We start from the raw sequence: 15,061 nt of genomic DNA, 5'->3' as shown, positions 1-15,061 counted from the left end.
CGAGGAATGGCTACCACCGCTCAGCGCAAGCCCACTCCGCGGGCCAGTGCGGTGTCGACCATCGTCGCCAGCAGCGTCGGGTAGTCGACACCGCTGGCCGCCCACATCCGCGGGTACATCGAGATGGTGGTGAATCCGGGCATGGTGTTGATCTCGTTGATCAACGGACCGTCCTCGGTGTGGAAGAAGTCCACCCGCGCCAGGCCCTGGCAGTCCAGCGCACTGAACGCGCGAATCGCCAACTGCCGCACCGTATCCGCGACGTCGTCGTCGATTTTGGCGGGCACGTCGAGCTCGGCGACGGAGTCATCGAGGTACTTGGTGGCGAAGTCGTAGAAGGAGTCGTCGGCCTCGCGCACCCCGGCCACCCGGATCTCCCCGACCGTGCTCGCGGCCACCGTGCCGTCCGGGAATTCGAGTACCCCGCACTCGAGCTCACGGCCGGCGATGGCGGCCTCGATGATGACCTTCGGGTCGTGCCGGCGTGCCTCGGCGATCGCGGCGGGCAGCGCGTCGTAAGACGTCACCCGGCTGACCCCGATGGACGACCCGCCGCGCGCAGGTTTGACGAACACCGGCAACCCCAACCGCTCCCGGTCGTCGAGCGACAGCGTCGGCTGTGTGGCCCGCAATACCGCGTACGGGCCGATCGGCAGGCCCTCGGCCGCCAGCAGCTTCTTGGTGAACTCCTTGTCCATACCGGCGGCGCTGGCCAGCACCCCAGCCCCCACGTAGGGCAGCCCGGCCAGCTCCAGCAGGCCCTGCACGGTGCCGTCCTCGCCGTAGGGGCCGTGCAGCACCGGGAAGACCACGTCGACCGATCCCAGCAGCTCGCTGGGCGCCCCGGCAGACAAAGCGACCAGTTGGCCGGCTCGCTGCGGGTCGACGGGCAGCGTCAGTTCGGCGCCCGAGGCCTTGCTCACCGCGGGCAGCTGCCGGCCGCTGATCGCGAGCGCGTCCGGGTCACCGTCGGTGAGCACCCACGAACCCTCCGGAGTGATTCCCACCGCGATGACCTCGAAACGGCGCGGATCCAGGTTGCGCAGGATGCTGCCCGCCGACACGCAGGAGATCGCGTGCTCGCTGCTGCGGCCGCCGAACACGACGGCCACCCGGGTGCGTTCGTGGGAATTCACACGCCAGAGGCTACCGGCCGTGGCTCCTCACTCCGGTTTGGTGCTGCGTCCCAGCAGCAGGGCGACCGCCTCGGTGACCGATGAGCCCTTGTGGCAGACCCGGTGCACGGCGTCGGTCAGTGGCATCTCCACGTCATAGCTCGACGCCAGCGCCAATACCGACTGGCAGGACGTCACCCCTTCGACGACGTGACCGTCGGTGGTGCTCGGCAGCCCCGTCGACCCCGGCACCGGCAGCATCACCTCACCCCGGCCGAGCCGCTCGCCGAACGACCGGTTGCGCGATTGCGGCGACGTGCAGGTGGCCACCAGATCGCCCACCCCGGCCAGACCGGCCAGCGTGGCGCCCTTGGCGCCCAGCGCGACGCCCAGGCGGATGATTTCGGCCAGACCCCGGGTGATGATCGTCGCCGCGGTGTTCTCGCCCAGGCCCATCCCTGCCGCCATCCCGCAGGCCAGGGCGATGACGTTCTTGCAGGCGCCGCCGATCTCGGTGCCGATAATGTCGGCGTTGGTGTACGGGCGGAAGTAACCGGTGCTGAGCATTCGCTGCAGCGCCACCGCACGCCCGGAGTCGGTGCAGGCGACCACCGTTGCGGCGGGCTGTTCGGCGGCGATCTCCGCCGCCAGGTTCGGGCCCGACACCACGGCGACCTGTCCGGGGTCGACGCCGGTCACCGACGCGACCACCTGGCTCATCCGCATCAGGGTGCCCAGTTCGATGCCTTTGGCGACGCTGACCAGGGTGGCGCCGTCGGCCACGTGCGGCGTCCACACCTCGAGGTTGGCACGCATGGTCTGCGCCGGCACGGCGAGCACCACCGTGGTCAGCCCGTCCAGCGCCTCTGCCGGGTCGGTCGTGGCGCGCACCGCTTCCGGCACGGCGAAACCCGGCAGATAGTCGGGGTTGCGGCGCGTCTCGTTGATCTGCGCGGCGATGTCGGCTCGGCGCGCCCACAGCCTGACCTGGCTACCGGCGTCGGCGAGCACCTTGGCCAGGGCGGTGCCCCACGCCCCTGCTCCCATCACCGTGACAGTGCCCTCGGTCCCGACCACCTCACAACACCTCCCTTAAGCGGATCTCCGCCTTCAACCTAATGGGTACGACGCGCCGGTCGCCGAACCCGACGCTGGCAGGATGTCGGTTGTGAACTCCGTGGCCGAGGAATCCGGTATCGGCCTGATCATCGCCGTCAAGCGGCTCAGCGTGGCCAAGACCAGGCTGGCGCCGGCGTTTCCGGCGCCGCTGCGGGAAGCCGTGGTGCTGGCCATGTTGATCGACACCATCACCGCGGCGTCGGCCGCCGGGGGCCTGGAGCACATCACCGTGGTCACCCCCGACGAGGCCGCCGCCGCGGCCGCAACCGACCTGGGCGCCGAGGTGCTGGAGGATCCGACCCCGGACGGTCACGATGACCCGCTCAACAACGCACTCGCCGCCGCCGAACGCGCGGTGGCCGGATCGGTGCGCAATATCGTTGTGTTGCAGGGCGATTTGCCGGCATTGCAGCCCTACGAGCTCGACGAGGCAATCGCCGCAGCCCGTGCCCACCAGCGCAGCTTCGTCGCCGATCGACACGGGATGGGCACCGCGGCGCTGTTCGCGTTCGGCAGCGCCCTGGACCCTCGGTTCGGCCGGGATTCGTCGACGCGGCATCGCCAGTCCGGCGCATTAGAGCTGACCGGAGCCTGGCCGGGCCTGCGCTGCGACATCGACACCCCCGAGGATCTCGCCGTGGCGCGGCGTCTCGGGGTCGGCCCCGCGACGACGCGCGCGCTCGCACAATCCAAGTCCGGTGGCAGCACCACCCGTTGATGAGTAATGATTTCGGGGTGGATGAAATCGAGGTCGGCCAACTCACCGAACCGCGCGGCGACGAAACGGACTGGCGCCCGAATGACGGCACCCCGACCGCTCCACCGGCCGCCACCGCGATTCCACCGACCGAGGACAGCGACGAACTGCCCGCACACCGCTACCTGAATCGGGAGCTGAGCTGGCTGGACTTCAACGCACGGGTGCTGGCACTGGCCGCCGACACCTCGCTGCCGTTGCTGGAGCGGGCCAAATTTCTGGCGATCTTCGCCTCCAATCTCGATGAGTTCTACATGGTCCGGGTCGCCGGGCTCAAACGCCGCGACGAGATGGGCCTATCGGTGCGCTCGGCCGACGGTCTGACGCCACGCGAGCAACTGCGCCGGATCGGCGAACAGACCCAGCAGATCGCCACCCGCCACGCGCGGGTGTTCCTGGAATCGGTGCGGCCGGCCCTCGCCGACGAAGGCATCCATATCGTCAACTGGACCGACCTGCAACCGGGCGAACGCGACCAGCTGTCGGAGTACTTCCAGGAACAGGTGTTCCCGGTCCTGACGCCGTTGGCAGTCGACCCGGCACACCCGTTCCCGTTCGTCAGCGGGCTCAGCCTGAACCTGGCGGTGACGGTCAAGCGCCCCGAGGACGGCGGAAATCACTTCGCGCGGGTCAAGGTTCCCGACAACGTGGACCGTTTCGTCGAACTCGATGCCGGCGCCAGCGGCGGTGAAGGACACGGCGAGATCCGCTTCCTGCCGATGGAGGAATTGATCGCGGCGTTCCTGCCGGCGCTGTTCCCGGGCATGGAGATCGTCGAGCACCACGCTTTCCGCATCACCCGCAACGCCGATTTCGAAGTCGAGGAGGACCGCGACGAGGACCTGCTCCAGGCGTTGGAACGGGAGTTGGCACGACGGCGGTTCGGGTCGCCGGTGCGCCTCGAGGTCGCCGACGACATGACCGAGAACATGTTGGAGCTGCTGCTGCGAGAGCTCGACGTACACCCCGGCGACGTCATCGAGGTGCCCGGACTGCTGGATCTGTCGGCGTTGTGGCAGGTGTATCGCCAGGACCGTCCGGACCTCAAGGACCGCACCTTCGTGCCGGCCACGCACCCGGCATTCGCCGAACGGGAAACCCCCAAAAGCATTTTCGCCACCCTGCGGGAGGGCGATGTCCTGGTGCACCATCCCTATGACTCGTTCGCCACCAGCGTGCAGCGATTCCTCGAACAGGCCGCCGCCGACCCGGGGGTGCTGGCGATCAAGCAGACGCTGTATCGCACCTCCGGCGATTCACCGATCGTCACCGCGTTGATCGACGCCGCCGAGGCCGGGAAACAGGTGGTGGCTCTGGTGGAGATCAAGGCGCGATTCGACGAGCAGGCCAACATCAAGTGGGCGCGCAAGTTGGAACAGGCCGGCGTGCACGTGGTGTACGGGCTGATCGGACTGAAGACGCACTGCAAGGTCGCGCTGGTGGTGCGTCGTGAGGGCTCAGCGATCCGGCGTTACTGCCATATCGGCACCGGCAACTACAACAGCAAGACCGCGCGCCTCTACGAGGACGTCGGGCTGCTGACCGCCGACCCGGACATCGGCGCCGACGTCACCGACTTGTTCAACTCACTGACCGGCTATTCGCGGAAAGTCGCCTACCGCAATCTCTTGGTGGCCCCGCACGGCGTGCGGGCCGGGATCATCGAACGCATCGAACGCGAGATCGCCGCGCATCGCGACAGCGGCGGAGGGGGCCGGATCCGGCTCAAGCTCAACTCACTGGTCGATGAACAGGTGATCGATGCGCTCTACCATGCCTCGCGCGCCGGTGTGCAGGTCGAGCTGGTGGTGCGCGGGATCTGCGCACTGCGGCCCGGAGTAGAAGGATTCTCCGAAAACATCGTCGTTCGATCGATTCTCGGCCGTTTCCTGGAGCATTCCCGCATCATCGAATGCCGCGCCATCGACGAATTCTGGATCGGCAGCGCCGACATGATGCACCGCAACCTGGACCGTCGGGTCGAGGTGATGGTGCAGGTGAAGGATCCGCGACTGTGCGCGCAGCTGAACGACGTCTTCGACTCCGCGATGGACCCGGCCACCCGCTGCTGGGAACTCCGGCCGGACCGCCAGTGGATCGCGGCACCGCAGGACGGTGCGACGGTGCGTGACCACCAGGTGTCGTTGATGGAGCGACACCGCAATCCCTGATACCTCACCCGACGGCCGGCAACTGCCATCCAAGAGGCCCGAATTGACCTGCAGGAGTGAAGGTGCCCACAAAGACCTCGTCGAACGGCTCCGTGCCGGCGGAGAGAACCGTCTACGCGGCCGGTGCGGTGCTCTGGCGGAAGCGGCGTAAGGCCGTCGAGGTGGCGCTGATCCACCGACCCCGCTACGACGACTGGTCACTGCCCAAAGGCAAAGTCGATCCCGGGGAGACCGAACCGGTGACGGCGGTACGGGAGATTCTCGAGGAGACCGGCCAGCGTGCCCACCTGGGTCGTCGACTGGGCTCGGTCAGCTACCCGGTCGCCCAGGGCGTGAAAAAAGTGCGGTATTGGAGCGCGCGGGCACTGGGCGGTGACTTCGTGCCCAACCACGAGGTCGACGATCTGGTCTGGCTACCGGTTGCGGCCGCGATGAAAGAACTGCATTACCCCTACGACCGGAAGGTATTGCGGCGGTTCACCAAGGCTCCCGCCGACACCCAGACGGTGTTGATCGTGCGGCACGGCACCGCCGGGCGCCGGTCCCGGTTCTCCGGCGATGACACCCTGCGGCCGCTGGACAAGAAGGGCCGCGCACAGGCTGAGGCGCTCACCGGTCAGCTGTTGGCCTTCGGCGCCACCGACGTGTACGCAGCCGATCGGGTGCGCTGTCATCAGACCGTCGAACCGTTGGCCGCCGAACTCGGCGTGGTCGTGCACAACGAGCCGACGCTGACCGAAGAGGCCTACTCCCACGCGGTGAAGAAAGCGCGCCGCAGGGTACTGGAGATCGCCCGACTGGGCGGCACACCGGTTATCTGTACACAGGGCAAGGTGATTCCGGACCTGATCGCATGGTGGTGTGCCCGCGACGGCGTGAGTCCGGACAAGTCCCGCAACCGCAAGGGCAGCACCTGGGTGCTGTCGCTGTCGGCCGGCCGACTGATCGCCGCGGACCACATGGGCAGTCCGCTGGCGACACAACTCCTGGTGTGAACAACCGAGCGCCGCGGGGCTGACCCCGCGGCGCTCGGCTATTCGTGGTTACTTACGGCCTTTTCGTGCGGTGGCCTTGGTGGCCTTCTTGGCCGGAGCCTTCTTGGCCGCCGTCTTCTTGGCGGTCACCTTCTTGGCCGGAGCCTTCTTGGCGGTGACCTTCTTGGCCGGAGCCTTCTTGGCCGCCGTCTTCTTGGCGGTCACCTTCTTGGCCGGAGCCTTCTTGGCCGCCGTCTTCTTGGCGGTCACCTTCTTGGCCGCCGTCTTCTTGGCGGTCACCTTCTTGGCCGGAGCCTTCTTGACTGCGGCCTTGCGGGCCGGAGCCTTGGCCGCCGTCTTCTTGGCGGCGGCCTTGGTGGCCTTCTTGGCAGGCGACTTCTTCGCCGCCTTCTTGGCCGCCGTGCCCCCGGCGCCGGCACCGCGTTTGACCGCGAGTCCTTCGGACGGGACGCGCTGCGCGCCAGAAACAATCGCCTTGAACTGCGCGCCCGGACGGAATGCGGGGACAGATGTCGGCTTCACCTTGACCGTTTCACCGGTGCGGGGATTGCGGGCCACGCGCGCGGCGCGACGACGGCGCTCGAACACGCCGAACCCGGTGATGGTGACGCTCTCACCCTTGTGGACGGCGCGCACAATGGCATTGACGAAATGCTCCACGGCTTCGGTCGCCGACCTACGGTCGGTGTCCAATTCCTTTGTGAGCACCTCGATGAGCTCTGCTTTATTCATCCAATCCCTCCGAGACCAGTGGCCCTACTTGAGCCGACTAGAGCACACGGTAAACCCTGATACCACTGATATCCAAGAGCCACGCGCAATTTCAGATGAGATTATCGGCGAATTCCGCAATCCGGTTACCGCCCTTGGGTGCTGACGAGCGGCGGTCAATCCGCCAGAATTCGTCTCCGGATGAGCCGTCAGGAAGCGGGCAGAGTGCGCGGTTTCCAGCTCGGACGGTCCGCTTCGAAGGAATCGATTTCATCGAGTTTCCGCAGCGTAAGGCCTATATCGTCAAGCCCCTCGGACAGCCGCCAGGCGGTGTAGTCATCAATCGTGAACGCCACCACCGCCGTTCCGGCGGTGATATTCCGATCTTGAAGATTGACAGTGATTTCCAGCCCCGGGCTCTCCTCGATGAGTTTCCAGAGCAGTTCCACGTCGTCCTGAGCCACCTGGGCCGCCAGCAACCCCGACTTGCCGGCGTTGCCGCGGAAGATGTCGGCGAAGCGTGAGGAGATCACCACCCGGAAGCCGTAGTCGAGCAGCGCCCACACCGCGTGCTCCCGCGATGAACCGGTGCCGAAGTCCGGCCCCGCCACCAGCACCGAACCTTGGTCGAACGGCTTGAGATTCAAGACGAACGACGGGTCGGTGCGCCAGGTGGCGAACAGGCCGTCCTCGAATCCCGTCCGGGTGATGCGCTTCAAATAGACCGCGGGAATGATCTGGTCGGTGTCGACATTGGACCGCCGCAGCGGGACTCCGATTCCGGTATGGGTGCGGAAAGCTTCCATGACTAAACTCCTTTAAATACCCTGGCGGTCAGTTCAAGTCGGCGGGGGCCGACAGCGTCCCGCGGACCGCGGTGGCGGCAGCGACGACCGGAGAGACCAGGTGGGTACGCCCGCCCTTGCCCTGCCGGCCCTCGAAATTGCGGTTGGAGGTCGACGCACACCGCTGGCCCGGCTCGAGCTGATCGGGGTTCATCCCCAGACACATCGAGCACCCGGGTTGACGCCATTCGGCGCCGGCGGCGGTGAAAACCTCGGCGAGGCCTTCGGCTTCGGCCTGGTTGCGCACCCGCATCGACCCCGGCACGACGAGCATCCGCACGTTCTCGGAGACCCGCCGTCCGCGCAGCACGTCGGCCACCGCGCGCAGATCCTCGATGCGTCCGTTGGTGCACGACCCGACGAACACCGTGTCGACCGAGATGTCACGCATCGGAGTGCCCGGGCGAAGGTCCATGTAGGCCAACGCCTTCTCCGCGGCCCGCCGCTGAGCCTCGTCGCTGATGGCCTCCGGATCGGGTACCGCCGCTCCCAGCGGCACGCCCTGGCCGGGATTGGTTCCCCAGGTGACGAACGGCGTCAGTGCAGCCGCGTCCAGATAGACCTCGGCGTCGAACGCCGCACCGGGATCGGTGCGCAGGCTGTCCCAGTAGGCCACGGCGGCATCCCAGTCCGAGCCGACCGGCGCATGCGACCGACCTCGCAGATACTCGTAGGTGGTCGCATCGGGAGCGACCATGCCCGCCCTGGCGCCCGCCTCAATGCTCATGTTGCAGATCGTCATCCGCGCCTCCATCGACATCGCCTCGATGGCGTCGCCCCGGTACTCGATGACGTAGCCCTGGCCGCCTCCGGTTCCGATCTGAGCGATCACCGCCAAGATGACGTCCTTGGCCGTCACCCCCTCGGCCAGCTGCCCTTCTACGGTGACCGCCATCGTCTTGAACGGCCGCAGCGGCAACGTCTGGGTGGCCAGCACGTGCTCGACCTCCGAGGTCCCGATGCCCATCGCCAGCGCACCGAATGCGCCGTGGGTGGAGGTGTGACTGTCGCCGCAGACCACGGTGGTGCCCGGTTGGGTGAGGCCCAGTTGCGGCCCGATGATGTGCACGATCCCCTGTTCGATGTCGCCCATCGGGTGCAGCCGGATGCCGAACTCGGCGCAGTTGTGCCGCAGTGTCTCGACCTGGGTGCGCGATACCGGGTCGGCGATCGGCTTGTCGATGTCGACCGTCGGGACGTTGTGGTCCTCGGTGGCGATGGTCAGGTCCGGGCGCCGCACTCCACGGCCGGCCAGGCGCAGGCCCTCGAAGGCCTGCGGGCTGGTGACCTCGTGGACGAGGTGCAGATCGATATAAATCAGGTCGGGTTCGGTCCCGCCGCCGGAGACCACGACGTGGTCGGCCCAGACCTTTTCGGCCAGGGTGCGAGGCTGCTGCGCCTTGGACATTGCTGCCATCCCCAAATCTGAACGGTCTCACATTCTGAGACGCTAGTATCTGTATATGGGACAGCATAGCGGCATCGGCGTTCTGGACAAAGCCCTGGCGGTTCTCCACACGGTCGCTGAATCGCCGTGCGGGCTGGCCGAACTGTGCGATCGCACCGGCCTGCCCCGTGCGACCGCACACCGACTGGCCGCCGGGCTGGAGGTCCACCGGCTGCTGGGCCGCGACGAAGACGGACGGTGGCAGATCGGTCCCGCGGTCAGCGAACTGGCGGCCCGCGCCGACGATCCGCTGCGGGCAGCCGGCGCGACGGTGCTGCCACGGCTGCGCGAGCTCACCGGCGAGAGCACACAGCTGTATCGCCGCGAGGGCTCCGCACGGGTCTGCGTCGCGGCGTTGGAACCCCCTGCGGGGCTGCGTGACACTGTTCCCGTCGGCACTCTGCTGCCGATGACGGCCGGTTCCGGCGCCAAGGTCCTGCTGGCTTACGCCGATCCGGCGCTCCAGCAGGAAGTGCTGGCGCAGGCCAAGTTCACCAGCCGCGCCCTCTCGGAGGTGCGCCGCCGGGGCTGGGCGCAGAGCGTCGCCGAGCGCGAGCCGGGCGTGGCCAGCGTCTCGGCGCCGGTGCGTGATCAGCGCGGCACGGTGGTGGCGGCCATCTCGGTGTCGGGTCCGATCGACCGGATGGGGCGACGCCCCGGGGCGCGCTGGGCCGCCGACCTGCTCGCGGCCGCCGATGCGCTCACCGCCCGGCTGTAGACAGCGGCGCGAGCCGTTGCCCGCCCACCTGCCAGACTGCTGGCATGGGAACCAAGCAGCGCGCGCAGATCGTCATGACCGAGGCCGAGGTCGCCGACTTCGTCACCACCCACCGCACCGGGACGCTGGCCACCATCGGGCCCGACGGCCAGCCCCACCTGACCGCGATGTGGTACGCGGTGCTCGACGGCGAGATCTGGCTCGAAACCAAAGCCAAGTCGCAGAAGGCGGTCAACGTGCGCCGCGATCCGCGGGTCAGCTTCCTGCTGGAGGCCGGCCAGACCTACGACACGCTGCGCGGGGCATCCTTCGAAGGCGTCGCGGAGATCGTCGACGACCCGGACACCATCTTCCGGGTGGGGGTCAGCGTCTGGGAGCGCTACACCGGTCCCTACACCGACGAGATGAAGCCGGGCGTCGACGCGATGATGAACAACCGGGTGGCTGTGCGCATCGTCACACGACGCACCCGGTCCTGGGACCACCGCAAGCTGGGATTGCCGGCGATGCCGCTGTCCGGGTCGACCGCGCCGACGGACGCCTGAGCCCGTCCAGGAACCACAAAGGCCCGCGCCTGCGATGAGGTGCGGGCCTTGGTGAGGTGTGTACCCCCGATGGGATTCGAACCCACGCTACCGCCGTGAGAGGGCGGCGTCCTAGGCCGCTAGACGACGGGGGCTAGAACATTTCCGGGTTGTCAGCATAGCCCAACCCAAACGGCCCGCCTAATCGCTTGCGGCGGACCGGTTTTGCTGGGGTACCAGGACTCGAACCTAGAATGGCGGTACCAGAAACCGCTGTGTTGCCAATTACACCATACCCCAAGGACCAACAAAGGCCGTGCCATAACCGCTGGTCAGAGTGCCGGTTGGGCACTGATGGCCAGCCGCTGTGGGCCGACGTGCAGACTATCAAACTTCCATCGCGAAGTTCTCATCGCGCTCACCCGGCGCCGGTTCGGGCGGCCCGCAACCGCGCCAGGCTGCGCGCCGAACCCAGCAACTCCAGCGACTCGAACAGCGGCGGGCTGATCGGCCCGCCGGTGACGGCGACCCGGATCGGACCGAAGGCCTTGCGCGGTTTGAGCTCCAGCCCGTCGATCAACGCGGCCTTCAACGCAGCCTCGATGTTCGCGGTGGTCCAGTCCCCTGCGTTCTCCAGCGCGAGAATGGCCGCGTCCAGGGTGGGCACTGCGTCGGGACCCAACTCCTTGGCCGTCGCGCGCGGGTCCAGCGCGTATTCGTCGTCGTTGAAGAATTTCAGCAATCCCCAGGCGTCGCCGAGCACCACGATGCGGGTCTGCACCAGCGCCGCAGCGGCCGCGAAACCGGCGTCGTCCAGGCCGGTGTCGTGCCCGTGGGTGTCGAGGTAGGCACGCAGTCGCGTGGTGAAGTCGTCGGCGTCCAGTAACCGGATGTGCTCGGCGTTGAGGGCATCGGCCTTCTTCTGGTCGAACCGGGCCGGATTGGAGTTGACGTTCACCACGTCGAACGCGGCGACCATCTCATCGAGGCTGAACACGTCGTGGTCGTCGGCGATCGACCAGCCCAGCAGCGCCAGGTAGTTCAGCAACCCCTCGGGGATGAAGCCCCGGTCACGGTGCGCGAACAGATTCGACTGTGGGTCGCGCTTGGACAGCTTCTTGGTGCCCTCGCCCAAAACGGTTGGCAGGTGGCCGAATTCCGGGATTCGATCGGCGACGCCGATGCGGATCAACGCCTGGTACAGCGCGATCTGGCGTGGCGTGGACGGCAACAGGTCCTCGCCGCGCAGCACATGGGTGATCTTCATCATGGCGTCGTCGACCGGGTTGACCAACGTGTACAGCGGATCCCCGTTGCCGCGGGTCAGCGCGAAGTCGGGAACGGTGCCCGCCGGAAAGGACGTCCGCCCGCGCACCAGGTCGTCCCAGCCGAGCTCGGCGTCGGGCATCCGCAGCCGCAGCACGGGCTTGCGGCCCTCGGCCAGATAACCCGCCCGCTGTTCGGCGGTCAGTTCACGGTCGAAATTGTCGTAGCCCAGTTTGGGGTTGCGGCCGGCGGCCAGGTGGCGTGCCTCGACCTCCTGCGGGGTCGAGAACGCCTGGTAGGCCTCCCCCGCCGCCAACAGCTGCGCCACGACGTCACGGTGAAGGTCGGCGCGTTGCGACTGCCGGTACGGGCCGTAGGGCCCGCCCACTTCTGGCCCCTCGTCCCAGTCCAGATGAAGCCAGCGCAACGCGTCGAGCAATGCCAGATAGCTTTCTTCGCTGTCGCGTTCGGCGTCGGTGTCTTCCACCCGGAACACCAAGGTGCCGCCCGTGTGTCGGGCGTAGGCCCAGTTGAACAGGGCGGTACGGATCAGCCCGACGTGCGGGGTGCCGGTCGGTGACGGGCAGAACCGGACCCGCACAGGCGAGTCAGCCTGGAAGCTTTCAGTCACGACTTTCCTTTGCGGATAACCGGGTTGGTGAGGGTGCCGATGCCTTCGACGGAGACTGACACGGTGTCACCGTGCTCGATCGGGCCGACGCCGTCGGGGGTGCCGGTCAAGATGAGGTCGCCGGGCAGCAAGGTCATCACCGCGGAGATCCACTCCACGATGGCGCCGATGTCGTGGATCATCAACGAGGTCCGGCTGTCCTGTTTGACGGACCCGTTGACCTCGGTTCGGATCGCCAGATCCGTCGGGTCGAGGTCGGTGACGATCCACGGGCCGATCGGGCAGAAGGTGTCGTGCCCCTTGGCTCGGGTCCACTGCCCGTCGGCTTGCTGCTGGTCGCGGGCCGACACGTCATTGCCGATGGTGTAGCCCAGGATGTTGTCCTTGGCCCGGGCAGCCGGAACGTCTTTGCACGGCCGCGAGATCACCACCGCCAGCTCGCCTTCGTAGTGGACCGGGGAAGCATTGGCGGGCAGCTGAATCGGCACGTTCGGCCCGACGATCGCGGTGTTGGGTTTGAGGAACATCGTCGGGTTGGCCGGCGGCGCACCGCCCATCTCGGCGATGTGCGCGGCGTAGTTCTTCCCGATGCAGACCACCTTGCTGGCGAGGATCGGGGCCAGCAGGCGCACGTCGGCCAGTGGCCAGGACCGGCCGGTGAACTCCGGTGTGCCGAACGGGTGCTCGGCGATCTCGCGGGCAGTCATCTCATGAGACCGGTTCGGATCGCCCTCCAGGCTGACGAAGGCGACACCGTCCGGGCTGGCAATTCGGCCTAGGCGCATTCGTGCAAGCCTAGTAGCGATTTGCCGGACAGATGTGCCGCCCCGGCTGGTGTGCCTGTGGAACCATGACCGAATGTCCACGGAGCCCATCAGCACCGCTGCACGCTGGTCGGTCATGATCGTGGCGCTGGCTGCGACGTTGTGCTCGTTCGTGTTCATCAACGGCATCGCCTTCGTCATCCCGATGCTGGAGACCAGACGGGACACCAACCTGGCGCTGGCGGGTCTGCTGGCGTCGATGCCCAGCTTCGGCATGGTGCTGACCCTGTTCGCGTGGGGCGCCCTGCTGGACCGTATCGGCGAGCGGATCGTGTTGACCGTCGGCTCCGCGCTGACCGCGCTGGCCGCCTTCGGTGCGGCGTCGATGCACTCCCTGGTTGCGGTGGGCGCCTTCCTGTTCCTGGGCGGCATGGCCGCCGCCAGTGCCAACAGTGCCAGTGGCCGGTTGGTGACCGGCTGGTTCCCGCCGCACCAGCGCGGGTTGGTGATGGGGATCCGACAGACAGCGCAGCCGCTGGGAATCGCGTTGGGGGCGGAGGTGATTCCGGAACTGGCCGAGCACGGCCTGGCACGGGCGCTGATGTTCCCGGCGACGCTGTGCGCGGTGGCGGCGGTGGCGTGTGCCATCGGGGTGGTCGATCCGCCCATCAGACCACGGTCGACGGCAACCAGTGCGGAGTTGGCCAACCCCTACCGCGGTTCGAAGGTGCTGTGGCGCATTCATTTGTCCTCGGCGTTGCTGATGGTTCCGCAGTGTGTGCTCGCCACCTTCATGCTGGTGTGGCTGATCGTCGACACCGACTGGTCGATCGCCGCCGCCGGCGGTCTGGTGACCGTGTCGCAGCTGATCGGCGCGGCCGGGCGCGTAATGGCCGGCCGGTGGTCCGACCGGGTGCGGTCGCGGCTACGACCGATCCGCAGCATCGCTGTGGCCGGGGCGGTGGCGATGCTGGTGCTCGGGGTGACCGATCATCTGCACTCCCACTTCGCGGAGACCGCGATGGTCGTCGCAGTGGTGATCAGCGTGCTCGACAACGGGCTGTCGTCCACCGCAGTCGCCGAGATCGCCGGGCCGTACTGGAGCGGGCGTGCGCTCGGCACGCAGAACACCACCCAGCGACTGACCGCCGGGATCGCTCCCCCGGCTTTCGGTGCGCTGATCGGCGCCGTCGGCTATCCGCTGGCCTTTGCGCTGTGCGGGCTGTTCCCCCTGGTGGCGTTGCGGTTGGTGCCGGTCAGCGCTGAGCCCGAAGGCCGCTCGGTGCTCGAGGCGCTGCGCACACTGCGGGTGCCGCCGGGGCCGCCACCCGACCCGCCCGCAAAGCCGTGAGCCGGTCGCCACGTACCGTCGATGAGATGACCGACCCGGCTGACATTCATCTGCGGACGCCGAACGTGGCCGACGGCCCCGCCTTGTGGAAGATGGCCCTCGACAGCGTCACGCTCGACGTCAACGCCCCTTATGCCTATCTACTCTGGTGCCGTGACTTCGCCGCCAGCTCGGTGATCGCCGAGGTCAGCGGCGAGCCGGCCGGCTTCGTCACCGGCTACCGCCGCCCGCCGCAGCCGGAGACCCTGATGGTCTGGCAGGTCGCGGTGAACGACGCGCACCGCGGGATGGGGCTGGCCGGCCGGATGCTCGATCATCTGGCGGCCGCGCTGGTGGCCGACGGTGGCACACACCTTGAGACGTCGATCACACCGGACAACGCCGCCAGTCGCCGGCTTTTCACCGCATTCGCCCGCCGATGGGACGCCGCGCTGGAGTGCTCGGAGCTGTTCGGGGCCGGGTTGTTTCCCGAGTCCCATCTTGCCGAGGAGCTGTTTCGAATAGGGCCTCTGCGGGTAATCGCCGACCATTGAGGAGAGCGTGGCAAGGTTGAGATCACAAAACGGTCTCGGTAAGGTCACGACCGCGCAAAGTGAGCCCCGACAGACCTAGCCGGGGGCATCCGAGCGGGGTGGTGGGTCGAGCCG

Annotated in this window: 14 protein-coding genes and 2 tRNA genes; 7 read left to right on the top strand and 9 right to left on the bottom strand. The window is 67.6% G+C overall.

All coding sequences use genetic code 11. The features are described 5' to 3' along the window. Positions 1 to 20: 20 nt before the first annotated feature. A complete protein-coding gene (locus tag ACZYY4_RS13470; protein WP_463810491.1) occupies positions 21 to 1,136 on the bottom strand; it encodes a D-alanine--D-alanine ligase family protein in 1,116 nt (371 codons plus the stop codon). Between the two features lie 27 nt (positions 1,137 to 1,163). Then, positions 1,164 to 2,162, bottom strand: coding sequence for an NAD(P)H-dependent glycerol-3-phosphate dehydrogenase (locus tag ACZYY4_RS13465; protein WP_463810653.1), 999 nt, complete (start codon positions 2,160 to 2,162; stop codon positions 1,164 to 1,166). A gap of 112 nt (positions 2,163 to 2,274) precedes the next feature. On the opposite strand from ACZYY4_RS13465, the gene cofC reads away from it, so the two are divergent. From cofC to mutT1, 3 genes are all read left to right on the top strand, one after another. After that, on the top strand, positions 2,275 to 2,952 hold the full coding sequence (gene cofC / locus ACZYY4_RS13460) for a 2-phospho-L-lactate guanylyltransferase (RefSeq protein ID WP_463810490.1): 678 nt from the start codon (positions 2,275 to 2,277) through the stop codon (positions 2,950 to 2,952). After that, positions 2,949 to 5,162 carry an RNA degradosome polyphosphate kinase gene (locus ACZYY4_RS13455; RefSeq protein WP_463810489.1) on the top strand — a complete coding sequence of 738 codons (2,214 nt, stop codon included), beginning with the start codon at positions 2,949 to 2,951 and terminating at the stop codon, positions 5,160 to 5,162. The genes cofC and ACZYY4_RS13455 overlap by 4 nt, the downstream gene beginning before the upstream one ends. Before the next feature lie 62 nt (positions 5,163 to 5,224). Continuing rightward, the gene (mutT1, locus tag ACZYY4_RS13450) at positions 5,225 to 6,157 is read left to right on the top strand and encodes an 8-oxo-(d)GTP phosphatase MutT1 (RefSeq protein ID WP_463810488.1); all 933 of its coding nucleotides are present in this window, start codon (positions 5,225 to 5,227) and stop codon (positions 6,155 to 6,157) included. Between the two features lie 48 nt (positions 6,158 to 6,205). Here mutT1 and ACZYY4_RS13445 read toward each other — a convergent pair whose 3' ends face one another. From ACZYY4_RS13445 to leuC, 3 genes are all read right to left on the bottom strand, one after another. Further along, positions 6,206 to 6,889 carry an HU family DNA-binding protein gene (locus tag ACZYY4_RS13445; RefSeq protein WP_463810487.1) on the bottom strand — a complete coding sequence of 228 codons (684 nt, stop codon included), beginning with the start codon at positions 6,887 to 6,889 and terminating at the stop codon, positions 6,206 to 6,208. Between the two features lie 188 nt (positions 6,890 to 7,077). After that, the gene (gene leuD / locus ACZYY4_RS13440) at positions 7,078 to 7,674 is read right to left on the bottom strand and encodes a 3-isopropylmalate dehydratase small subunit (RefSeq protein WP_463810486.1); all 597 of its coding nucleotides are present in this window, start codon (positions 7,672 to 7,674) and stop codon (positions 7,078 to 7,080) included. A 28-nt stretch (positions 7,675 to 7,702) separates the two neighbouring features. Beyond that, positions 7,703 to 9,121 (bottom strand): 3-isopropylmalate dehydratase large subunit, encoded by a 1,419-nt coding sequence (gene leuC / locus ACZYY4_RS13435; RefSeq protein WP_463810652.1) that lies wholly within the window; start codon positions 9,119 to 9,121, stop codon positions 7,703 to 7,705. A gap of 55 nt (positions 9,122 to 9,176) precedes the next feature. Here leuC and ACZYY4_RS13430 point away from each other — a divergent pair, with 55 nt between their 5' ends. Beyond that, positions 9,177 to 9,878: an IclR family transcriptional regulator gene (locus ACZYY4_RS13430; protein ID WP_463810485.1), complete on the top strand. Its 702-nt coding sequence runs from the start codon at positions 9,177 to 9,179 to the stop codon at positions 9,876 to 9,878. Between the two features lie 44 nt (positions 9,879 to 9,922). After that, positions 9,923 to 10,423 carry a pyridoxamine 5'-phosphate oxidase family protein gene (locus ACZYY4_RS13425; RefSeq protein ID WP_463810484.1) on the top strand — a complete coding sequence of 167 codons (501 nt, stop codon included), beginning with the start codon at positions 9,923 to 9,925 and terminating at the stop codon, positions 10,421 to 10,423. A 61-nt stretch (positions 10,424 to 10,484) separates the two neighbouring features. On the opposite strand, the gene ACZYY4_RS13420 is transcribed toward ACZYY4_RS13425, so the two are convergent. The 4 genes from ACZYY4_RS13420 to ACZYY4_RS13405 all read right to left on the bottom strand — a co-directional run bounded on the left by ACZYY4_RS13420 (position 10,485) and on the right by ACZYY4_RS13405 (position 13,084). Then, a tRNA-Glu gene (locus ACZYY4_RS13420) sits at positions 10,485 to 10,557 on the bottom strand. 73 nt (positions 10,558 to 10,630) lie between these two features. Beyond that, positions 10,631 to 10,702 (bottom strand) — tRNA-Gln (locus ACZYY4_RS13415). 118 nt (positions 10,703 to 10,820) lie between these two features. Further along, positions 10,821 to 12,299, bottom strand: coding sequence for a glutamate--tRNA ligase (gltX, locus tag ACZYY4_RS13410; protein ID WP_463810483.1), 1,479 nt, complete (start codon positions 12,297 to 12,299; stop codon positions 10,821 to 10,823). Beyond that, positions 12,296 to 13,084: a fumarylacetoacetate hydrolase family protein gene (locus ACZYY4_RS13405; RefSeq protein WP_463810482.1), complete on the bottom strand. Its 789-nt coding sequence runs from the start codon at positions 13,082 to 13,084 to the stop codon at positions 12,296 to 12,298. The genes gltX and ACZYY4_RS13405 overlap by 4 nt, the downstream gene beginning before the upstream one ends. 73 nt (positions 13,085 to 13,157) lie before the next feature. Between ACZYY4_RS13405 and ACZYY4_RS13400 the strand changes: the two genes are divergently transcribed. Together ACZYY4_RS13400 and ectA are read left to right on the top strand one after the other, a co-directional pair. Then, positions 13,158 to 14,414, top strand: coding sequence for an MFS transporter (locus ACZYY4_RS13400; protein WP_463810481.1), 1,257 nt, complete (start codon positions 13,158 to 13,160; stop codon positions 14,412 to 14,414). Between the two features lie 26 nt (positions 14,415 to 14,440). Continuing rightward, entirely contained in the window at positions 14,441 to 14,947 is a 507-nt protein-coding gene (gene ectA / locus ACZYY4_RS13395) for a diaminobutyrate acetyltransferase (protein ID WP_463810480.1), read from the top strand. The last annotated feature ends 114 nt before the right edge of the window (positions 14,948 to 15,061 follow it).

This window comes from Mycobacterium sp. IDUB_21, assembly GCF_055419425.1.
Note: the sequence above shows the minus strand (reverse complement) of the source record. Positions and strands in the feature narration are given on the sequence as shown.